Annotated in this window: 21 protein-coding genes and 1 pseudogene; 12 read left to right on the top strand and 10 right to left on the bottom strand. The window is 72.2% G+C overall.

What is annotated here, in order from left to right:
• Positions 1–148 precede the first annotated feature (148 nt).
• The 5 genes from ACIQIB_RS30565 to ACIQIB_RS30545 form a co-directional block, all read right to left on the bottom strand.
• Entirely contained in the window at positions 149–1,843 is a 1,695-nt protein-coding gene (locus ACIQIB_RS30565; RefSeq protein WP_400761968.1) for a hypothetical protein, read from the bottom strand.
• On the bottom strand, positions 1,840–2,589 hold the full coding sequence (locus tag ACIQIB_RS30560; RefSeq protein ID WP_400652431.1) for an ABC transporter ATP-binding protein: 750 nt from the start codon (positions 2,587–2,589) through the stop codon (positions 1,840–1,842). The genes ACIQIB_RS30565 and ACIQIB_RS30560 overlap by 4 nt, the downstream gene beginning before the upstream one ends.
• 275 nt (positions 2,590–2,864) lie before the next feature.
• Positions 2,865–3,140: a hypothetical protein gene (locus tag ACIQIB_RS30555; RefSeq protein ID WP_363609754.1), complete on the bottom strand. Its 276-nt coding sequence runs from the start codon at positions 3,138–3,140 to the stop codon at positions 2,865–2,867.
• 149 nt (positions 3,141–3,289) lie between these two features.
• The gene (locus ACIQIB_RS30550; RefSeq protein WP_400761966.1) at positions 3,290–3,589 is read right to left on the bottom strand and encodes a hypothetical protein; all 300 of its coding nucleotides are present in this window, start codon (positions 3,587–3,589) and stop codon (positions 3,290–3,292) included.
• Between the two features lie 216 nt (positions 3,590–3,805).
• A complete protein-coding gene (locus tag ACIQIB_RS30545; protein ID WP_400761965.1) occupies positions 3,806–4,159 on the bottom strand; it encodes a hypothetical protein in 354 nt (117 codons plus the stop codon).
• 84 nt (positions 4,160–4,243) lie between these two features.
• Here ACIQIB_RS30545 and ACIQIB_RS30540 point away from each other — a divergent pair, with 84 nt between their 5' ends.
• From ACIQIB_RS30540 to ACIQIB_RS30510, 7 genes are all read left to right on the top strand, one after another.
• Complete coding sequence (locus tag ACIQIB_RS30540) at positions 4,244–4,465, top strand: hypothetical protein (protein ID WP_400761963.1); 222 nt, start codon at positions 4,244–4,246, stop codon at positions 4,463–4,465.
• A gap of 357 nt (positions 4,466–4,822) precedes the next feature.
• The gene (locus ACIQIB_RS30535) at positions 4,823–8,146 is read left to right on the top strand and encodes an ALF repeat-containing protein (protein ID WP_400761961.1); all 3,324 of its coding nucleotides are present in this window, start codon (positions 4,823–4,825) and stop codon (positions 8,144–8,146) included.
• A 106-nt stretch (positions 8,147–8,252) separates the two neighbouring features.
• The gene (locus tag ACIQIB_RS30530; protein WP_363609764.1) at positions 8,253–8,648 is read left to right on the top strand and encodes a hypothetical protein; all 396 of its coding nucleotides are present in this window, start codon (positions 8,253–8,255) and stop codon (positions 8,646–8,648) included.
• Between the two features lie 206 nt (positions 8,649–8,854).
• Entirely contained in the window at positions 8,855–9,406 is a 552-nt protein-coding gene (locus tag ACIQIB_RS30525; RefSeq protein ID WP_363609765.1) for a hypothetical protein, read from the top strand.
• A gap of 92 nt (positions 9,407–9,498) precedes the next feature.
• Positions 9,499–10,677 carry a trypsin-like serine protease gene (locus tag ACIQIB_RS30520; protein ID WP_400761959.1) on the top strand — a complete coding sequence of 393 codons (1,179 nt, stop codon included), beginning with the start codon at positions 9,499–9,501 and terminating at the stop codon, positions 10,675–10,677.
• Between the two features lie 532 nt (positions 10,678–11,209).
• Positions 11,210–12,265, top strand: a complete 1,056-nt coding sequence (locus ACIQIB_RS30515; protein WP_400761957.1) for a C45 family autoproteolytic acyltransferase/hydolase — start codon at positions 11,210–11,212, stop codon at positions 12,263–12,265.
• Positions 12,266–12,324: 59 nt separating this feature from the next.
• The gene (locus ACIQIB_RS30510) at positions 12,325–12,546 is read left to right on the top strand and encodes a hypothetical protein (protein ID WP_400761956.1); all 222 of its coding nucleotides are present in this window, start codon (positions 12,325–12,327) and stop codon (positions 12,544–12,546) included.
• 129 nt (positions 12,547–12,675) lie between these two features.
• Here ACIQIB_RS30510 and ACIQIB_RS30505 read toward each other — a convergent pair whose 3' ends face one another.
• The 3 genes from ACIQIB_RS30505 to ACIQIB_RS30495 form a co-directional block, all read right to left on the bottom strand.
• Complete coding sequence (locus ACIQIB_RS30505; protein ID WP_400761954.1) at positions 12,676–13,359, bottom strand: helicase associated domain-containing protein; 684 nt, start codon at positions 13,357–13,359, stop codon at positions 12,676–12,678.
• Positions 13,360–13,586: 227 nt separating this feature from the next.
• On the bottom strand, positions 13,587–13,979 hold the full coding sequence (locus ACIQIB_RS30500; protein WP_400652405.1) for a hypothetical protein: 393 nt from the start codon (positions 13,977–13,979) through the stop codon (positions 13,587–13,589).
• Positions 13,976–14,266 carry a hypothetical protein gene (locus ACIQIB_RS30495; RefSeq protein WP_363609787.1) on the bottom strand — a complete coding sequence of 97 codons (291 nt, stop codon included), beginning with the start codon at positions 14,264–14,266 and terminating at the stop codon, positions 13,976–13,978. Before ACIQIB_RS30495 ends, ACIQIB_RS30500 begins: the two co-directional genes overlap by 4 nt.
• Positions 14,267–14,703: 437 nt before the next feature.
• Between ACIQIB_RS30495 and ACIQIB_RS30490 the strand changes: the two genes are divergently transcribed.
• From ACIQIB_RS30490 to ACIQIB_RS30470, 5 genes and pseudogenes are all read left to right on the top strand, one after another.
• Positions 14,704–15,075: a hypothetical protein gene (locus ACIQIB_RS30490; RefSeq protein WP_400761952.1), complete on the top strand. Its 372-nt coding sequence runs from the start codon at positions 14,704–14,706 to the stop codon at positions 15,073–15,075.
• A 421-nt stretch (positions 15,076–15,496) separates the two neighbouring features.
• Positions 15,497–15,844 (top strand): annotated as a pseudogene (locus tag ACIQIB_RS30485) (DUF6299 family protein); the annotation flags it as partial.
• A gap of 3 nt (positions 15,845–15,847) precedes the next feature.
• Complete coding sequence (locus ACIQIB_RS30480; RefSeq protein ID WP_363609809.1) at positions 15,848–15,976, top strand: hypothetical protein; 129 nt, start codon at positions 15,848–15,850, stop codon at positions 15,974–15,976.
• A gap of 151 nt (positions 15,977–16,127) precedes the next feature.
• The gene (locus ACIQIB_RS30475; protein WP_400761950.1) at positions 16,128–16,532 is read left to right on the top strand and encodes a hypothetical protein; all 405 of its coding nucleotides are present in this window, start codon (positions 16,128–16,130) and stop codon (positions 16,530–16,532) included.
• A 499-nt stretch (positions 16,533–17,031) separates the two neighbouring features.
• A complete protein-coding gene (locus tag ACIQIB_RS30470) occupies positions 17,032–17,436 on the top strand; it encodes a hypothetical protein (protein ID WP_400761948.1) in 405 nt (134 codons plus the stop codon).
• A 234-nt stretch (positions 17,437–17,670) separates the two neighbouring features.
• Here ACIQIB_RS30470 and ACIQIB_RS30465 read toward each other — a convergent pair whose 3' ends face one another.
• A complete protein-coding gene (locus ACIQIB_RS30465; protein WP_400761946.1) occupies positions 17,671–18,666 on the bottom strand; it encodes a replication-relaxation family protein in 996 nt (331 codons plus the stop codon).
• A gap of 468 nt (positions 18,667–19,134) precedes the next feature.
• A complete protein-coding gene (locus ACIQIB_RS30460) occupies positions 19,135–19,734 on the bottom strand; it encodes a DUF1707 domain-containing protein (protein WP_400761944.1) in 600 nt (199 codons plus the stop codon).
• Positions 19,735–20,022: the final 288 nt, after the last annotated feature.

The raw sequence follows: 20,022 nt of genomic DNA, 5'->3' as shown, positions 1-20,022 counted from the left end.
CCCGGTCCGGCGCCGAAGTGCGCATCCCGCAGGGCCGGGCCCTGGAGACTCTGAAGCGCCAGGCATCGTCCCCGCCACGCACGGTGCGGGCCGGTCCTGGGTGGCGGTGCGCCGGAGCGTCCGAACCGACGACCTGCGGAGTACGGGTCTAGGGAGTGCTCTTCCCGGGGCGGGCCTTGCTCATCTTCGCTGCCCTGGCCCGCGCCCAGCGCAGCAGCAGGACCGCAACCACCAGGGCCATCAGGGCGGCCTTGCCGACCGGCACGGTCGCCCCGCCGCGCAGCGCCGAGGAGAACATCGGCGTCAGCGCCGCCACGCCCACGGCAGGCCCGGCCGCGTACCAGGCGGCGAACAGCAGCGGGCCTGTCCCGCCGCCCGCGCCCTGGGCCGGGGAGAACATCAGGTCCTTGCGCAGTATCCCGCGGCAGGCGTTCACCAGCCCCGCCGCGACCAGTGCCGGCGCGGCGGCCGGTGCGAGCCAGGCCGCCGGGCCCGTGCCCGCTGCCAGCAGCGCCCCGGTGCAGGCCAGCCCCAGCAGGACCCCGGCCAGCGTCGGAACGATCGCATGACGCAGCATCAGAGCGGCGAACGGGTACGGCGACCAGGAGGCCCGCCGGACATCGTCCGTCTCGATCCGGGCCGGCTCCAGCAACTGCGCGACGGCCAGGTAGCCGAACACCAGCGCGACGGCGGTGGCCAGCCAGGACAGCCCGCCCGTGGCGCCGTGCGCGAGGACGGCGCAGAGCAGTGCGGGCACCGTCAGCACCACCGCGCGACCCAGCCGGGCGGGGGAGCGGAGCAGGGCGAGGGTGTCTCGCCACGGCACCACCAGCCAGGCCCGCCGGGGCGCCGGCAGCCGGAGCCGGCGTTGCCGGGCGCTGCCGCTGGCGCCGTTCACCGCCAGCCGCGCGCTGCGCAGCTCGACCGTCCGGAGCGCGGCCAGCACCCCGGCGGCCGTCCTGGCCCGCTCCCGCAGCCGGGCCAGTGGCACCGTCGCGGCGGCCCGGTCGGCGAGCACCAGGGCAGCACCGGTCGACACCAGCAGGAGTGCGGCGGCCACCCAGCTGCCCGCCACGGCGGCCGGGGTCGGCGCCAGTGCGGCGATCGCGGCCCAGCCCCACGGCCCCGACCACATTTCGACCAGCTCCAGCCAGTGCACCGGGTGACCGGCGACGGCCAGCGCGCTCTGCCCCGCCAGCGCGATGATCAACAGTGTCAGATACGGAGTGAGCCGGCGCACCCAGCGGGCGGCGCGGTCGCTGCGCTCCACCACCAGCGCGGCGCAGGTGGCCAGAAGCGGCACGCAGAGCCCCCCGGGCAGGCACCAGCCGAGCGCGGCCGGCAGGCCGACCCGAACGGTCAGCCCGAGCGCGACCATGCCGCCGACCGCCGCCACCAGACCGGGGAACGCGGCCACGGCGCAGGACAGCCAGAACCACGGCCGGAGCACCGGGCGGGGCCGGACGGGGTGGACCAGCAGCCAGTCGGCCGCCGCCCGGGGCGGCACCACCGGGCCGCGCCACAGGCCGTCCCGGACCAGCAGGAGGAAGGTGACCAGCCCGATCGCGGTGATACCGGCGGGTATCGCGGCGAGCAGATCGCCGCCGTGGCCGGTGTAGTCGGCGCCCATGGATGCCTGCAGGAACAGGCCGAGGCTGGGCACGCCGCCCCAGATGATCAGGATGAGTACCACGCAGTAGACGGCGAAGCCGACCGACTTGGCGCGGTTGCGCCGGTGGGGGGCACGCAGAGCGCGTAGCAGGGCGAGTGTCTCGTCGGTCCAGTCGTCGTCGTCCGTCCAGGCCTCGACGGCGGGCTCGGCTTCCGGGTGAGCGGTGGTCACCGGGCACCCGCCGGGTCCGCGGCGGTGCGGGCCGCGAAATCCGCCGCCAGTACCTTGCGGGTCGCGCCCTGCTTCAGGATCCTGCCGTCCTCCAGTACCACCACCCGGTCGGCCACGTCCAGGGCGAGGTCGGTATGGTGGGTTACCAGCAACACCGCGACGCCGTCGGCCAGTTCGGCCTTGAGCAGATCGGCGAGGTGTCGGCGGGCGTCCGGGTCGAGCCGCTGCTCGGGCTCGTCCAGCAGCAGCAGATCGCGCGGGCGGACCAGCGCGCAGGCCAGCAGCAGGGACTGCATCTGTCCGGAGGAGAGGGCCGAGGGCAGCGCGTCGGCCCGTTCGGTGAGCATCCGGTCGGCCAGCACCTGGGAGACCCAGCCGGGCGCATCGGCGACCCCGTGCGCGACCGCGACCAGAAGCAGGTGCTCACGGACGGTCAGGTCGGGGTAGCAGGCGACGGTGTCGCCGACCACCGCCACCCGGGCCCGGACCCGGGGGTCGTTCTCGTCCATCGGGATGCCGTCGAAGAACACGGTGCCCTTGCTGGGTACGTCGCGTCCGGCCGCGACCCTGAGCAGGGTCGACTTGCCCGATCCGTTGTGTCCGAGCAGCGCCACGCACTCCCCGGCGGCCAGCGACAGGCTCACGGGGTGCAGCACCTCCCGCTCGCCGTACGAGCGGCTGACGCCGGTCAGCCGCAGCAGGGGCTTGCGGGCTGCGGCACGTGGTTCGGCGGCGTTCTTGGCCATGGGGGAGGGCGCCTCTCAACGGGGTGTCCGGCCACAGTACCGATCCGTCGGCGGCCACCCGGGCGAGGGTGGCGCCGGCCTGGATTCGGGGAGAACGTCGCGCGCCCGGCCTGGGAGGGGGCAGCGGAGCGTGGGGGCCGTCGGCGGTCCGCCGGGGTGCGGACAGGGCTGCCCACCACGCGATGCTCGGCACCGCCCACCTGCACAGCCTGTCCATCACTGGCTGAAGATCATGACGAGGCGGCCTTCAGGTGCCCGGAGGATCCGAGTACCACTCAGGGCCTGTCAAACGTCCACGAGTTGCCGTACCCGCCCAGCCAAAGGGTGTGCTTCCCGTCCTTCGCGACCCGGCTCGACAGCGCGAGGTGACACCTCTTGGGCTGCGCGAACCCGATCACCACCAGGTGCCCGGCATCCGTTTCGTAGGTGGCTTCCCAGGTACCGTCCGCCACTTCCCACAGGTCGTCCGTCGCCGGGGATTCCACGGAATCACGACAGGCGGAGGCCGGTATCACCGACAGGCCGAGCCGGCCGCCCTCCAGCAGGGCCAACCTGGCTCCGGCTGTCCCCTCGGCCGTCCACTGTCCGACCGGACTCGGCGGCGGGGCGGTGGTCACGCAGGACCGGAGCACGAAGAGGGCGGAGAACGCCAACACGAACGCCAACACGACGGCCGGAACGGCCAACTGTGTGGATCTTGTCATGCCGGGACGGTAGCAGCGCAGGCCACCGGCGCCCGGGCTGCGCTTGCAGGAGGAGCCCCGCCGGAGGCGTCCGCAGGCCAGGGGCGCGGGAGCTGCGGCAGGTGGATCAAGGAGATCTCGTCGATGAAGCTGCCGGCGATCTGCGGAGGCTTGTCGACCGAGACATGGCGGAGGCCGGAGAGGGAGATCGCGACGTCCGGTTTCCACGGTCCCTTCCTGAAGGTGATCTCCAGGGAGTCCTCCCCGGTGAAGACGTCGCCGACCACCAGCCACTGCTGTCCGCCACCCCCGCCCACGCCATCACCCTGCCGCGCCTGGCCCTCGGGCAGCACCTCGCGCCGTAACACCTCACGCCGTAGCGGCGGCGCCCGCCGCCGGGCCGACACGGACCTGCGGGCCCGGGAGGAGGTCGAGCAGGAGCGGAACGCCGAAGCTGAGGCCGCGGCCGCCGAGGCGAAGTGCGGCAGTTCCTGGTGGCGTCACTCCTGGGCCACGGGTTGCCGGACGCGCCGTCAGCGGTTCCGGCAGGTGGGGCAGGTGGCGTGGTGGCTCCGGTGCAGGGCGGGCAGGCGGGCGGTGCGCCGGGCCAGGCGCACGACCGAGCGCCGGGTGAAGGCGCAGGTCACCATGCCCGTCAGGACGACGTCCTCCCCGTCGTACAGGACAAGGGTGGCCGTGTCGGTGGGGATCGGGCTCCCGCCGCCTGCCGTTCCCGTCGTGACCATGCGTACCTGACACCAGGGCACGGGTTTGCTGCGCTCCAGGCCGCGATGCAGGACGCCCTGCGCGTCCGCCCGGACGCCCAGGCGCACGCTGCGGCAGACACCGGCCGCGCTCACCAGGGTGATCACGATGTACAGCACCACGCCGAACGGATCCCGGACGAAAACCGCGAGCCCGCCCACCCCGATGAGGAGGAAGACCCCGATCAGCGTGGTCAGGACAGGCTGGTGGCGGAGGCGCGGCGGTTCGTCTGCGCCGCGTTGGGCGTGACGGAGGAACAGGCGGCGTTGGACGCGCCGGAGGTGGACGTCCACACCGACGGGTGGATGCTGCGGTTCGCCGAGGGAGGTCTGCCGCTCTGCGAGCCGTACGGGGTCGGGGTGGTGTACGAGGGGCTGCGGCCGGTGCGGGTGGAGGATCTGAGCGAGGCGGAGGAGATCGAGGACTGATCGGTCCGGGCCTGCGGGGTCCCGGCCTGACAGCGCATCTGAGGGGCGTACCCAGATGATCCCCCGTCAATCCCCGGCGTCCGCTTTGCGATGAACAATACGTATTCGAACCAGCGTAGCGATCAAGCCAGTGCGTGCACATTCGGACAATCAAAAAAGAGGGTCGGAATTTCGTCCGTGCACAACTAGGCCCCTCGCGGTGCCGGGACAACTGTCCCGCCACGAAGGGGCCCTGACGGGCCCGGGGGAAAACGTGAGGGGTTATGTCCTACGCGACAAATCGGACAGGATCCGCCGCAGGGGCGGCGGATCCGCAAGAAGCTCTCTGCTCTGATCGCACTCACTCTGGCCGCCACCGTGGCCGGCACGACCGTCGCCCACGCCCTGCCGTCCGAGGCCGGGCCGGCACCGCTGCCCGCGGACACCCGCGGCAAGGTCGTCGAGGCCTGGGAGCTGGGCGGCCTTTCGACCAAGGACGCCGCCGCGAAGGCGCTGCTCGGCACCGACGCGGACCTCACCAAGTTCCTCGGTGAGACCCTCGCCCGGGTCTCCGCCGAGGACGAGCGCTTCGCCGTCCTGAAGATGCTCAGCGACACCGGTGTCGGCGTCCGCGACGCCGCCATCAAGGCGCTGAACGGCACCGACGCCGACGTCCACGCGTTCGTCACGTCGGGCTGGCAGAACCCGATGAACGACGACCGCCGGGCGGCCGTCTTCTACGTGCTGAACAACAGCGAGGCGGGTGTCCAGTCGGCCGCCGCCAAGGCGCTGAACGACGGCACCCAGAAGGCGCTGGAAGACTTCCTGACCACGGGCCAGGCCAAGGCGCAGGAGGAGGACGACCGGTTCGCCGTCTTCGCCGCGCTCGGCCAGAACCCCGGGCCCGAGTTCACCAAGCAGGCCCAGCGGGCGCTCGCCGGGACGGCCCAGGATGTCCGCGCGTTCCTGGAGAACGGCCAGTACCTGGCCCGGACCCGGGACCAGGAGACGCTCTCGATCACCCAGCTCGCCCAGGCGGCCAAGGAGGCCGGCCAGCGTGCCAAGACCGAGACCGAGAACGCCAAGCAGGCCGGCGCCCGTGCCGAGGACGCCGCGGCCACGGCCAAGAAGGCGGCGCTGAGCGCCGCGGACGAGGCCTCCAAGGCCAAGGACGACGTCAACAAGGCGGGCGAGGCGGCCAACAAGGCCGCGCAGGCCGCCGAAGGCGCGGCCGCCGCCGCGGAGACGGCGATCTCCGCCTCGAACGCCGCCGTCGCCGCCGCGCGCACGGCCGCCTCGGCCGCTCAGTCGGCCGCCTCGGCCGCGGCCGCGGCCGAGCAGGCCGCCTCCAGGGCCTACCGCGCCGCCGCCTCGGCCGCGGGCAACCGGAACGAGGCCGACTCCGCCCGCGACGCCGCCCGGGGCGCCCGCGACGCCGCCAAGGGCGCCCGGGACGCCGCCAGCGCCGCCTCCGCGGCGGCCACCGCGAGCGCCGACGCGGGGCGCTCCGGTGCCGCCGCCGCCCGGGCCGCGAACGACGCCGCCAGCGCCGCCGAGGCGAGCGCCCAGGCCGGCAACTCGGCCGGCGCCGCCACCGCTCAGGCGGCCCGGGCCCGGGAGGCGGCCGGCAAGGCGCGTTCCGCGGCGAACCTGGCCACCGCGGCCTCGGGCCGCGCCGAGAGCCTCGCCACCGCGGCCGCCGCGCACGCCGCCGAGGCGAACAAGAAGGCCAACAGCGCCGCCGACCACGCCGACAAGGCGGCGGCAGCCGCCGAGCAGGCCGCCGCGGCGGCCGGCCAGTCGCAGGACTGGGCCAACGTGGCGACCGCCCACGCCAACGCCGCGATCGAGGCCGCGACCGCCGCGAACAGCGCGGTCACCGAGGCCCAGAGCACCGAGCAGCTGGCCCGTGAGGCCGAGGACGCCAAGCTGGAGGCCGACAAGCAGCAGGGGCTCAAGGAGGCCGCCGCCCTCGCCAAGGCGGAGGCAGCGGACCAGGCCAAGCTGACCAGCGACCAGACCTCGGCCGCCGCGCTCGACGCGGCCACCAAGGACCTGGTGCAGAAGGCCGCCGCCTCCGGCACCGACACGAAGACCGCGGCGGGCTTCGGCCGCAAGGCCGCCGTCAACCTGCTGGACACCGCGGGTTACTGGACCCGCGACGCCGCCCGCGCGGCGCTCGCCGACAACGACGACGGCGTGGTCGCCTGGGCGAAGAAGGAGTACCAGGACAGCCTCCGGCTGGACGACCGCGACAAGGTCGCCTACATGTCCACCATCGGCACCTCCACGCTCGCGGGGGCCGCCCAGCGGACGCTGGAGAGCACGGACCCGACCGCCGTCCCGAAGTTCCTCTCCGGTGGCGCGCTGGACGTCCAGGCCGACGACCTCCGGTACACCATCTTCACCATGCTCAACGGAGCCGGGACCGCGGTCCAGCGGGACGGCGCCGCCGCACTGAGCAACGGCAGCGCCAAGGCGATGTCCGACTTCGTCCACACCGGCTACCAGCGCGCCGTGACCGAGGACGACCGGGTGGCGATCTTCACCCTCCTGGGCAGCCAGGCCGGTCCCAACCTCAAGGCGGCGGCCGAGATCGCGCTCGCCGGGCCGGCCTGGATGCAGCACGACTTCGTGACCACCGTCCAGTACAAGGCGGCCGTGCTCGACTCGGACACCGACACCCACGTGTCCTCGGTCCTCGCGCTGATCGCCAACGCGGCGAAGGACGCGGTCACCGCCACCGAGAACGCCCAGCTGGCGTACCAGGTCGCGGCCAACGCCCGCAGTGCCTCCGCGGAGGCCAACGAGTGGGCGGACAAGGCCCAGGCATCGGCCCAGCAGGCCAAGGGCTACGCGGACGACGCGAAGGCCAAGGCCACGGCGGCGGACGCCTCGGCGAACGCCGCGGCCGCCTCCGCCCAGCAGGCCAAGTCCGCCGCCGCGACCGCGCAGAAGGCGAACCGCGCGGCCAACTACTCGCTCAACCAGGCGGTCGCCTCCGCCGACAAGGCCACCGCCTCGGCGGCCGGCGCCCGTGCCTCGGCCGCCAGCGCGGCGGCCTCGGCGACGGCTGCCGGCAAGAGCGCCTCCGAGGCCTCCGCGGCCGCCCGGGAGGCACGCACCATCGCGGCGGACAAGCGGGCCCAGGAGCAGGCGGCGGCCGCCGCCGCGGCGGCTCAGGCGGCCCGGGCCGCCGAGGCCGCGAACGTCAACCCGTCCAACAACCCGGCCAACGACAAGGTCAACGACACGGCGTCCGCCACCCCGCCCGGGGGCTCCGGCGGAAACGGTGGGAACGGTGGAACGGGCGGCGGCGACGGCAAGGAGGGCGTCCGCAACTTCGCCACGGAGATGGGGCACTACAGCACCGTCTGGGCGATGGCCGCGGTCGCTTCGCTCGTCCTTCCGCCGCCCCTCGGGGAGATCGGGTTCACCGTCTTCGGGGCCTTCTCCCTCGGCGCCGGTCTGCTCAGCGCCGGCGGGTTCCTCCTCTCCGACGGCTGGAACAGCAAGGCGTTCCTCGACGCGGCGACCAGCGCCGCCGTCGGCTGGGTCGGAGGCCCCTTCGGCAAGGCCTTCGGCAAGGTCGCCGCACCGGCCGTGAAGACCAGCATCAAGGGCGCCAAGGCAGTCGGCAAGAAGATCATCGAGGGTGGGGCCAACGCGGCCTCCGGCATCATCGGCCTCTTCACCTGGTGATCTCCTGAACCGTCCGGCGGTCTAGGCTGTCGGAGAGCGGTGAGTCAATCCGAACGGGACCGTGGGGCCGCGTCCGACGCGGCCCCACGGTCGACAAGGGGTGGACATGTACGAACTCGACCTCAGCACGACCTCCTGGTGGCTGATCGCGGTCCTGTGCGCGGCCGTCAACCTCGCGCTGCTGGTGCCTTCGATGCCGACGCGCGCGACCCGGATCCGCGTTTCGTTCATGCCGGTGGTCATCGCGACGTTCGCCTTCGTCGCCTCGGTCGCCAAGCCCGACTACTCGACCCAACTGTTGCTCTCGATGTACTCGATCGCCTGCCTGCTGGTTCCCGGGAGCCTGCTCGGGTTCCGCAGGAAGATGGCGCGGATGGTCCTGGAACGCCCCGAGGACGGCAGCCTGCCGCCGGAGCACTACGGCCTCGCCCAGGAAGCCATGATCCGTTTCACCGTCGCGGCGGTCGCGATGGGCGGCCTCATGTACCTGTTCAAGCCGTAACCGCCCGGCAAGGGGCCGTTCGGAATATCACCCCGCCCATAGAGTTCGTATACGTATCTGCGGTTCGACAATTCTCCTCCCGGCCGGCTGAACGATCTTCCGGAACATCATCCGTTCGTGATAGCAATGCTTCCGGTAACGGCCGCCGAGCCATTCACGCAGATGCCGTGAACCACCGAAACCGAAACTTTCCAGGGGGGATTCCCATGCGCTCCATTCCCAAGCTGCTCGTCGCCGGTGCGGTCGCCGGCTCCGTCGCGCTCACCGGTGTCGCGGTCGCCAACGCGGCGACCGGCGTTCCGGCCGGCTCCGCGGTCGTCACCGCCGACGACACCCCGCCGCCGGCCGTCGAGGACTTCGTCTACCCGGACGCCGACAAGATCTTCACGGACCGCGGCATCAGGCTCATCACCGGGGACGGCCACATGGTCCTCGTCGACTGCCCCAGCCCCGGCACCACCAAGCCGGGGGTTCTGCTGATCGACACCCGCGGCATGACCGACCGGGACACGATCGGCCACGGCAAGTTCTGCTTCCAGATCACCGGGAACAGCGCCTCCATCAAGCTGGAGCTGCCGAACGTCTACGGCATCACAACCCCCGACTACGCGGTGACGGCCCACATGGTCACCGGCACCGGTGACCAGACCGAGGAGAAGACCTTCGCGCTGCAGCGGAACAAGCCGAACCCGGTCGGCGAGGCCACCGACCCGCAGCGCCGCCCGTACACGCTGCTGGACCTCACCGCCGTCAAGTGACGCCCCCGGGCCCCGCCGCGCGACCGCGGCGGGCCCGCGCCGTCCTGCCCCGACATCAGTTCCGGCCCTGCCCTGACACCGGGAGACACCTCGTGCTTCGCACCCGTTCACGCACCGCGTGGATGACCGGCCTGCTCGCCTCGGCCGCCGTCGTCGGCGGAATGCTCACCGGCGGAACGGCCAACGCCGTCGTCGGCGACACCGTGCCCACCAACTTCCACACGTACACCACCAAGCTCGACATCGGCAACGGCCAGCGCAGCTGCACCGGTTCGCTCGTCGACCCGTACTGGGTGCTGACGGCGAGCAGCTGTTTCGCCGACAACCCGGCCCAGCCGCTGGCGCTCGCCGCCGGTGCGCCCAAGCTGAGGACCGTCGCCACCGTCGGCCGCACCGACCTGACGACCACCAGCACCGGCCACGTCACCGAGGTCACCGAGCTGGTCCCCCGGGCCGACCGCGACCTGGTGCTGGCCCGCCTCGCCAAGCCCGCCCAGGGCATCCCCACCGTCCCGCTCGGCGCCGCGCCGGTCGCCGGGGAGACCCTGACGGTCAACGGCTACGGCCGCACCAAGGACGAGTGGTCGCCGCTCGCCCTGCACAACGGCCAGTTCACCGTGCAGTCCTCGACCGCCACCACCCTCGCCGTCACCGGGAAGACCGCGGGCCGCGACAGCATCTGCAAGGGTGACGCCGGCGGCCCGGCGGTGCGGATGGTCAACGGCCGGGCGGAGATCGTCGCCGTCAACAGCACCTCCTGGCAGGGCGGCTGCTTCGGCACCACCGAGACCAGGACCGGCGCGGTGGAGACCCGGGTCGACGACCTCGCCGGCTGGCTGCTGGACACCCGGCTGCACACCGCCTCGCTGGTCAACAACCTGAGCGGCCTGTGCGCGTACGTGCCGTGGCAGACCCCCGAGTGGGGCGCGCCGGTGATCCAGATCGGCTGCGACAAGCAGTTCATCGACCAGGTCTGGGACTTCCAGAAGACCCCGGCCGGCACCTACCAGATCCGCAACACCTACTCCGGCAAGTGCCTGCTGGCCCCCCACCAGACCCCGGACAACGGCGGCCCGATCGTGCAGGCCGACTGCGACCCGCAGTACCCGGACCAGGTCTGGAAGCTGGAGAAGGTCGACGGCGGTTACCAGATCCGCAACACCTTCTCCGACCGGTGCGCGATCGCCTGGTCGGGCGACAACGCGCCCGGGTCGAAGCTGACCCAGTACGACTGCATCCCGCAGTTCGCGGACCAGGTCTGGTCGATCTGACGGACGGGTCGGCGGCGTCGACGGCGGGTGACGCCGGCGGCGGATGACGAGTGACAGCGAAGGGTGTGCGGCCGCCACGGCGGCCACACACCCTTCCGTCGTTGCGCGGGAGGGGCTCTGTCTTGCACCGCGCGGGGGTTGTCGGTGGACCTGCTGTCGCGGCCGGGCGGCTGGCGGGAGACGTGCCGGCAGATGGCGGACTCCAGTCCGCAGGGCCGCAAGGCGTTGGCGGCGGCGCTGGACGAGCTGAGGGTGTGGGGGTACTGCCGAGTGGAGGACCTGGTGAAAGTACCCTCCCCGGCTGACCGTCACCAACACCTCGACGACCACTTCATCGAGCGTGTCCTGGTCGACAGCTCGAGGGAGGGCGGAGGAGTGGACGTCTTCCTCCGCTACGGACCGGGTCGTCCCGACGCGGTGATCTCGCTCACCGGCATCCTGCACTTCGCCGGGCCCTTCCTGGAGATGGATGGCGCCTTCACCGACGAGATCTCCCTGAACCTCATCGCTTCGGCACGTCCCGACTGGCCGGATGACCATCGCGCCGCCACCCCCGCTGCTTGCGCTTCCCGCCCCCACGCCGCTCCCTCCCCTTCCCTCGGCACTGCCTCTGCTGCCGCCACTCCCGCCGCTTTCACCGCCGGAGTTCCGGCTGCTGCTTGTGCTGCTTGTGCTGCTTGTGCGTGCGGTGGCGGGCAGGGAGATCGACGGCATGGCACTCGGCGCGGGCCTGCCCCTGTGGCGGATCGCCGCGCTCAACGCCCGAACGGAGATCCTCGGCCGTTTCGGCCGGACGCAGCACCCGGAGTGCTCCACGGTCGTGTACGCGCCGGCCGACGGACGCCCGCCGGTCACCGCGCAGACCTGGGACTGGCACGACGGCATGCGCGACGGCTGGTTCGTCTGGACCATCGAGCACCCGGACGGCCGGGTCGTGCACGCGGTGACGGAGTTCGGCATCGTCGGCAAGATCGGTGTCAACACGGCGGGCCTGGGCCTGCACTTCAACATCCTCGGCCACACCTCCGACAAGTCGCTCGTGCCGACCGGCTCGTGGATACCGGTACACGTCCTGGCGCGACGCATACTCGACACCTGCACCAGCGTGTCCGAGGCCGTCGAACTGGCCGCCGCCACACCGGTGGCGGCCTCCAGCTCACTGACGCTCGTCGACCACGCGCAAAGGCGGAGCACCGCCGCGGCGATCGAACTCAGTCCGGCCGGCTCGGTACTGCTACGCCCACGCGAAGACGGCTTCCTGCTGCGGACCAACCACTTCGTCGACCGGGCACTGGCCGGTGGCGAGGCCATGGGAGTCGAGGACCCGAGCACGTACCGGCGGATGGACGTCCTGCGGGAGCACACGGCGACCCTCACCGGACCGGACAGGGAGGACCTCGTCAAGGCCCTCACCTGTCACGCGGACGAGGGTGCGGAGCTGTGCTGCCACGCCCAGCCGGACTCGGCGCTCGGCAAGCGCTGGGAGACGCTCGCCACCGTGTCCCTCGACATCGCCGGGGGAGGACTCGTCGCCCACGCGGGCGGACCCTGCACCTTCCACCTCGCGTCCCGGGCCGAGGTGGCCTGACGCGACACCGGGGGCGGGCCCTGCCGGGTCCCGCCCCCACCGGCGGTCATCTGCTCTCGGTGGCTTCCCTGCCGTCGGTCAGCCCCGGGATCATCCCGGAGAACACGGACCGCAGCCCCCTTCGGCCTGCCGAAGGGTTCTTCCTGTTCGATGACGACGTAGTGAATGCGGAGTTGATCTCAGTTCACCTGACGATCACGCAACCGCACGAGATCGGCATGTACGCCGGGGTGTTCGCAGACTGTGTCGTCCCAGGAAGTTTGAAGATCTCAACATCCTGATAGGTCTCTGACCTGGTGTTCTGCAAAAACTGGAACAGACCGCTTCCAGGGCTCTGAACTGGGGTTCTTTGCTTGACAGTGGCGATGTATGGCGTTCGGCCTGCTCTTCTTCGGAAACTGGGACGAGCATCAGAAGCCCCGGGACGATCTATAGGGGAGCGGGGGAGGTCGCACCCCGCAGGGTGCGGCCCCCCACGTGCTGCTGACCGGCATCACCGCTGCTCGACCCGGTCCTTCCTGACGCTGCGCAAGCTGACCACCGGCCGGGTGACGAAGTACGCGGCGACCAGCACGGCCTGGCGCGGCCGGCCCCCGACGGCCCACCGCCCGCCGAACCGCACCTGCCGCTCGGCCCAGCCACCCAGCCCACTCCACACCGTGTTCGGCGAGCTGCGCGAGCTGGCCCGGGGTCAGCTTCACCCGGCGAGCCTCCTGGTTGTTGAGCCAGGTGCCCAGGACGAAGTGCGACACCACCGCCTGCTCCTCACCGCCGGGGCCGGCCTCCACGGTCTCCAGCGGCTCCTTGTGCGGGCGCTTGACGGCTGCGTGCCCTTCCCGCTCGACGAACTGCGCCAGCGCCGCCAGGCCCTGGGCGAACCGGTCGACGCGGGAGACCGCCGGCTTCGCCTCCGCGGCGGCCTTGGCGGCCACCAGCTCCTGGTCCTCCTCCGGGCCGGGCCAGCCGGCCCGCTGCGCCTGCGCCCAGCGGCCGAGCTGCTCACCCTCGTACACCGGGTCCGCGGCAGGGGCCGGCGGGTCGTCCGGCGGGTCAGTGGACAGCGGCGGCACTCCTTCATCCGTAGTGGCGGACACGATACGAAGGCGCTGGTGACGCGGAATCGGGAGCCCTCGTACGGCGGGCGCCGTGTTGTGGGCAGCGCTGGTAACCAAGGCGCGGGCGACTTCCGCCCTGGACAGGACGGTCAGCGGATCGGCGCTCGCTGGCTCCGCCTCGGCCCATTCCCACAGGGCCCGGATGCCGGTGGCGCGGTCGGACAGGTACTGCACCCGGTGGTCCTTGAGCGCCCAGTCGTCGCCACCTACGGCTCCAGCCGGGGGTCGTCGATGTCCACGGTGGCGATCCCGGGCGGATACAGCTCCGGACGGGCCGTCAGGATCAGGTGCTGCAGCGGACGCACCGGGGTGGGCAGGCTCGTGGCGATGGCATGGGCCAGATCCGGGCCCCCGTACCCGTCGCGGACCATGGTCGCCACCACCACTGCGGTACTCGCATCCAGCGGCTCGAACTCGAGCGCGGGCAGCGCCATGACCGCGTGCGCGGCACCCTCGCCCTTCACCTCGGCCTCGACCACGCACAGCACCGGAACCAGCAGATGCTGGAACGGACTCTGCAGAGCGGAGTCCACGATCCGATGCAGGCGCGGATGACCGGCGGCCAGCGCGGACAGGGCGCTGGAATCCAGAATGATCACGCGCTGCGCCTCGGGGCGACCTTGGCACGCGCATCCGCCGCGGCGATGTCGTAGACCCGCTGCAGCAGGTTCGGGCCCTCGTCCAGCTCCGTGTCGGTGAGCGTCATCCCGAAGTGCTCCCGCAGCAGCCGACGGCCCTCGGCAACGCGCTCCGCGATCTGCTCCGCGGTGGGCTGCGCCTCCACCAGCAGGGCCACCTGGGCGCCAATCGTGGTGCCGCGGGCCGCCGCGAGAGCGGCCAGCCGGTCACGCGTATCAGGGGAAACCTTGATCGTCGCATCAGCCATACCGCGATCGTACACCGCTGGTACACCAGCGGTGTACCGACCTGCCCGGACTCGGAAAAGCCCAGGCCCGCGCCGACGGCAAGCTGACCGGCCGCACGATGGGACACCTCACCCCACCACCGCGCCTGCCCGGCCCCGCCGCTTCATACGGTCGACAGGGACCGGGACCACGAGCACGAAGGGCAGGCCGTACGGGACCTTCCGCAACGCGCCCCGCGGCGGCACCGAGCCCGACGCGGCGGGCGGGGTCGGCACTCCCTGACAGACGCCCCGGACAACCCCGACAACCGCGCCGCCTGCAACCAACGCCAGAAGGCCCCGGAGAAGAAGGCCCGCCAGGTCCACCGCGAGCTGATGGAGACCCTGGCCTGCGCCGACTGCGGGAACGTGCCGACCCAGGAGAGCACCGAGGAGTACGGCCCCAAGGGACCACAGAAGTGGACCCGCCGCCCGGGTGGCCGCTGCTGGTCCTGCCACGACACACGGAACGGCTGGAACGGGAGGCCGAAGAGCAGCTGGAGGCGGCCCGCGCGGCCAACGCGCAGCTGCGCCCGTGCTGGACGTGCCGGGGTTCGATCGGCGGGAAGGAGGGGCCGTGGCTGGAGCTGACCGAGAAGGCCGGCCCTGACCGGCTGGAGTGCCCGCAGTGCGTCAGCGACCGGGAGACGAAGGGGCTGGGGCCGCTGGTGCTGCCCGCCCCGACCCGGCGGGAGCTGATGGCCGCCCGTATCTCGGCCCCCGCCGACCGGTGGTGGGAGGCCCGGGTGCGGCACGCCAAGCTCTACCCGCCCAAGGGCCGCACCGCCTGAACCCCGGAGCCCGGGGCCTGTCGCGTGGGGCGCTGTCGGGTGCTGCGACCTGCACGGACGGGCCCCTTCTCCTGTAGCCGATCCGGGCGCGACAGCCCCCCGTGACAACCTCCGGACGCGACGCGCGGTGCAACACGCAACACGCAACCCGCGTCGCACCGCGCACTGCTCGGCCCGGACCGCGTCCGGCGCCGGCCTCCACCAGGCCGTCGAACCAGGCGGGGGCCTGCTCGCGGGAGCGGGGGCCATCGCTGCCTGCGCCTGCGGCTGGCCTTGCTCCGGGGGAGTCTGTCCGATCGGGCAGCCTCGCCCGGTAGGCGGGGCAGTTTCTGACGGACCCACAGATGTGCCGGCAAAGGCGTTGGTACGTTCTCGATGAAAGGTCTAGACAAGTCAATCACCGTTCAGCGAGGGGAATTTCGTGCGTCGCTCTGCTTCTGCCGCTCTGTCCACAGCTGTGTCCATCACGTTGCTCTCGGGAATCTGGGCCGCTTCGCCGGCCCAGGCAGCCACCTCGGGGACGACGCCCACCGCCTACACCGGGACGGTGTTCCTCAACTCCACCGGGACCGTCGACAGCAACGGGTTCGTGACCCTCTCGGGTACGTACCGCTGCTCCGCGCCCGTCCCCGTCCCCGCCCCCTCCCCCTTCGGTCCTCGCGTGGTCCGCCTCCACAGTTCGGCGTGGGGGCCTGGTCGCGCCGAGCCGGCCGTCTGCGACGGTGCCGAACACACGTGGGTGCACCGTGACAGGCCCCTCAGGGTGCCCCTGGTGACAGTCGAACAGATCCAGTCCGTTGCGGAACTGGAGCTGTGGGAATCGACGGGCTGGCCGGTCATCACAATCACCCCCCTCTCGATCGATCGGAAGATCGTCGATCTGCAGGCTGCTGCGGGCTGACGCAGGGCCCGTCGGCATGCGGGACGGACTTGGGCCTGTCGTGATGTCACCAGTGGCGGCCTGGTGACGGAACGTCGGTCGGCCGAGGGCGGCGACCGACTCGTGGGGCGGTGGCTCGTCCGGGGACGGCTGGCGCGAGTACGACGATTCCGTGCCCGTCCTCGCCACCACCCTGGACCTCCTGGCCGAGCCCGGCCCGCTCGGCCCCGTCTGGTGGCGCTACGGCCGCCAAGGCCGGCACTCCCTGACCGACGCCCTCGACAACCCCGACGGAGACCGGCTGCTCGAAGCCGAGCAGACCGCCCATGCCCAGGCCCGGGGGAAGGAGTGGCGGCAGGCGGAGCGCGAGCGGCGCCGTCCGGCCTGCACCCGCTGCCGGGCGAAGTTCTCCGACGAGCGGTGGGCCGAGCACGAGCGGGCCGATACCTGGGGCGACGACGGCTTGTGTGCCGACTGCCGCCGGGCCGACGCCGACCAGCGGGCCCGGGAGGCCGCCGAGCACCACCAGGCCGCCGCCGAGGCCGCGGCCGCCGGCGCCTGGTGGCGTCGGTCCTGACCCGGCCCCGCCTCGGGTGCAAGCCGCTGACCTGCACCGGTGAGTTTCGCCTCGGGGCGGTGAGTTCCGCCCCGAGGTGCCGGTGAGATTCGCGCGCCCGGGCGGCCGGACCCTGGTGAGTTTCGCCCCCGTCGCCTGGTGAGTTTCGGATGTCGGCGCAGGTCAGCGGCTGGTTGGAGCGGAATCGGGGATGGGCCGTCCGGGTGGTTGCGGGGTTCGGCACCGCGGCGCGGTGGGCAGAGCCTCCGGCATGACGACACCCCATGACCAGGCGCCGCCGTCGCCGCCGTCCGGCCTCGCCCACCGTGCCCGCTCCCGCCGTCCCGGTCCGCGTCGTGAGGCCGCCGGCCCCGGCCCGGCCGCGCGGCGGCGGGTGCTGCCGGACCTGGTCCAGCGAACACCTCGCCCAAGGCGGCCTGGTCGTCCGCACGACCTGGCACGAACCCGCCTGCCCGACGTGGGCCCGGCGCTGAGCGCCGATGGCGGGGAGGGTCGCCGGATGCACGACCAGCCTGCCGAACCCGACTCCACGGACCCCGTCGCTGCGGCCGGCGACCGCCGGGCGTTGTGGGACCGGACGGTCGCGGCTCTCGCGGCCGCGGGCATCGACGTCGTCCAGGCCGGGGACGGCCGCCCCGGCGCGGTGCTGGAGCTCGGCCCGCGCGGCCTCGCGGTCGCGGTCCGCTGGCAGCTCACCGACCAGCACCCGCTGCCCAGCGGTGTCCTCGCCGTCAGCGTCTGCCGCACCCCGGGCGGCGACCCGCCCAGCGCCCGCTTCGTGCAGAACCTCGTTCTCGAATCGCATCTCGCCGGTGCCGGGCTGGGCACCGCGTACGCCGACGAGCACCTGGTCGTCCTGGACCCCGACGTGGTCCTCCCGGGAGCGTCCGGCCGCCGGCCTTGATGGCGCCACGGAGCCGCGCTCCGCACCTTGATGGTCCGCCAAGGTATCCGTCCGATACCTTGGCAGCCATGTCACGGCGAGATAACGCGCCAGGTCAAAGCATTGGTGAGAGCGGAATCGGTCACCTTGATGCCCGCCCCGCGCCCTCCGGTTCGTTCTGCGCAGGTAGAACGAAGCGATCAACCCTGTGATGACATCGCGCACCTTGATGGCCCGGCGGCCGGCCCGGTCAGGTCACCTTGATGCCCGCCCCAGCAGTCCGGGGCGGGCCATCAAGGAATGAGTGGCGGTGCCGGTCAGCTCCCACCAGGGGGCGGGCCCGTCGTCCAGGTCGGCGATCGACCACCAGAGGTCGGCACCCGCGCCATCGGCTTCCAGATCCTCCAGCTCGGCGACGCCGGCCGCCACGGTGCGCAGCATCCTGGCGACGTACGGGGTGCGGGTGGCGATCTCCAGGTCGTTCGCCCGGTTGGCGAAGCCGGCCTGGCCGGTGCCGGTGAGGACGAACAGCAGCCGCAGGAAGACGACGTAGTGCTGCTGCCGGGCCGGGAGCACGCCCTGGGCGTGGGAGGTGCGCCGCAGGTGCGCCGGGATGGGGTGGTGGTCGTGGAAGCGGGCGTAGCCGATCAGCTTCGACGCCGGTTTCTCGCTGGCCATGGTGCCGCGGTCGACCTCGACGAACGCCCGGTGCGGCGTGCGCCCGTCGGCGGCGGTGCGGCCGTAGTGGAGCAGGCCGTCGGGGATGACTGCCCCGGCCGGGCCTGCGCCGTAGCGGTGGTAGACCTCCGGCAGGAAGTCCAGCGGCGCGCACTCGTCTTCCGCCGCCCGGGCGCCGGCCACGAAGGCGACGTGGGTGCGGACGACGGCCAGGATGTGACCGAGCCGCAGCCGCGCCGCGCTCTTGTCGCCGGGCGGCGGCGGCGAGGCGACGCCCTCCAGCTCGGGGAACGTTGCGGCGATCCGGGCGGCGTGCCCGGTCGGGAACCAGGCCCGCGGCCTCCCGGCCTGCGGCAGCACGACGTCCTCGACCAGGCCCTCGTCCTTGAGCCGGCGAAGACGCCGGCGCATCTGCTCCGGCCCGGCCTCGGGGGTGTGCAGGACGCGCAGCTGCTCGGCGGTGGCCATCCGGAACTGGAACAGCGCGGCGACCACGGCGTGGTCGATCTCGGGCGGCATCGCCATCACGGGCTCCTCGAAGTCGGCGCCCGCCGCCCTGGTGGCAGCGGGCATCGGGATGGAAGCCCGCGCCTCTCACCGGATTTCTCACCACCGGCGGCCCTTGCAGTCACGATCCGACAACGGGTGTTCTAACCGGTCCGGCAACCGGTGGCCGCCTCTTCCGGCCGCCGGGCTCGGAATCTGGGCAACTGTGCAGGTCAGGGGCAGTGGTGAGTGGCTGTCGAGGTGGAACTCACCACCTCGACAACCCTCTTCTCCTTTCTTCCCTTTGTCTTTGTTTTTGGTTTTTGGTCTGTGGTTGCGGTTGTCGGTTCGGGTTCGGTACCTGCGGTGGGCTGTTCTTCTTCCCGGCGTCCGGCTGGTGCCGGCCGCGTGGGTGGGGCGGGCTCGGCGGCTCGTCCCCGGGCACGGGCGTGCGCGGGCGGCCTGGGCCCTTCCTGGCCCGCCGCGTTCGGTGCTGCGTGTTCGTGTTCGTGTGCGGCCCGTGGTTGGTGCGCTCGGGTCGTCCGGCCCGTTGACTCACTGCGGCGGATTGCGCCTCAACTTGCGGCGCTCCCAACGATTCGGATGGCGGACAACCACGCCCGCCGGGCCACCGGTGCCGCTGAGACGAATAAGCGGTGTACCCGAGAGCCGGTCGGAGGTGGTCAGGTCTTTCAGCCCACCGAGGCCGGGATCCACCCCACCGGTCTCCGCAGCCCAGCCATCAGGGATGACGACGGTAACGCCGGCCATCTGGCCATGGACTTCCACCTCGACGGCCGACAGTCGGCAGTCGGTCCGGATGAAGTCAAGCTTGGCGCCGCCCAGGCCGCCATACGCGATTATGCGTGCGGGCACCTGCCAGCGCCCGATACGGGAAACACCGTTAAGGCCCCCCTTGAGCACCAGCGGACGTCCCGGATCCACAGGAACCACGGGCGGCAGGTCGGCAGTGAGCGACGCCAGGTCGGCGTGAGTCTTGGCGATCAGCGCCTGTTCCAGCCTCGCATCCAGCTCGTGGAGGTCGAGGCGCCCCTCGGCTGCTGCCTCCTGTAGACGCTCAACCACCGCATCGCGCTCGGCATGAGAGGCCCGCACATCACCTGGGCGGACCGGTTCCGGTAGATCAGCAGTCATATGGCTGATGATACGAAGAGGCCGGTGCGGGGCCTGGGCTGTCGGGTATGTGGCCTCAGAAGCCGTTGTCTTTCCGATAGTGACGGGTGCGTTTCCTCTGGTCAGGCATAGTGCCGGTGCCTCGGTGGCAGGGACGGGGTGTCATGTCGTCTCTTCGGTGGAGGTACCGGATGCCGTCGGTGATGGGGCTGCTGGAGGAGCGCGAGCGTGCTGCCCGGCAGCGAGTGGAGGTTCTGCAGGCCGAGCTGCGGGAGGCAGAAGCCGCGTGGGAGCGATTCGTGATTACCC

This window comes from Kitasatospora sp. NPDC092286 (genome assembly GCF_044755565.1).
Taxonomy (GTDB): Bacteria; Actinomycetota; Actinomycetes; order Streptomycetales; family Streptomycetaceae; genus Kitasatospora.
The sequence above is the reverse complement of the archived record's forward strand: the minus strand, read 5'-3'. Positions and strand labels throughout refer to the sequence as shown.

What these genes read in the sequence shown, in the direction of transcription:
- ACIQIB_RS30560 (WP_400652431.1), bottom strand. Translation starts at nt 2,589, where the DNA reads ATGGCCAAGAACGCCGCCGAACCACGTGCCGCAGCCCGCAAGCCCCTG.
- ACIQIB_RS30530 (WP_363609764.1), top strand. Translation starts at nt 8,253, where the DNA reads ATGTACGAACTCGACCTCAGCACGACCTCCTGGTGGCTGATCGCGGTC.
- ACIQIB_RS30525 (WP_363609765.1), top strand. Translation starts at nt 8,855, where the DNA reads ATGCGCTCCATTCCCAAGCTGCTCGTCGCCGGTGCGGTCGCCGGCTCC.
- ACIQIB_RS30515 (WP_400761957.1), top strand. Translation starts at nt 11,210, where the DNA reads ATGACCATCGCGCCGCCACCCCCGCTGCTTGCGCTTCCCGCCCCCACG.
- ACIQIB_RS30495 (WP_363609787.1), bottom strand. Translation starts at nt 14,266, where the DNA reads ATGGCTGATGCGACGATCAAGGTTTCCCCTGATACGCGTGACCGGCTG.
- ACIQIB_RS30470 (WP_400761948.1), top strand. Translation starts at nt 17,032, where the DNA reads ATGCACGACCAGCCTGCCGAACCCGACTCCACGGACCCCGTCGCTGCG.
- ACIQIB_RS30465 (WP_400761946.1), bottom strand. Translation starts at nt 18,666, where the DNA reads ATGCCCGCTGCCACCAGGGCGGCGGGCGCCGACTTCGAGGAGCCCGTG.
- ACIQIB_RS30460 (WP_400761944.1), bottom strand. Translation starts at nt 19,734, where the DNA reads ATGACTGCTGATCTACCGGAACCGGTCCGCCCAGGTGATGTGCGGGCC.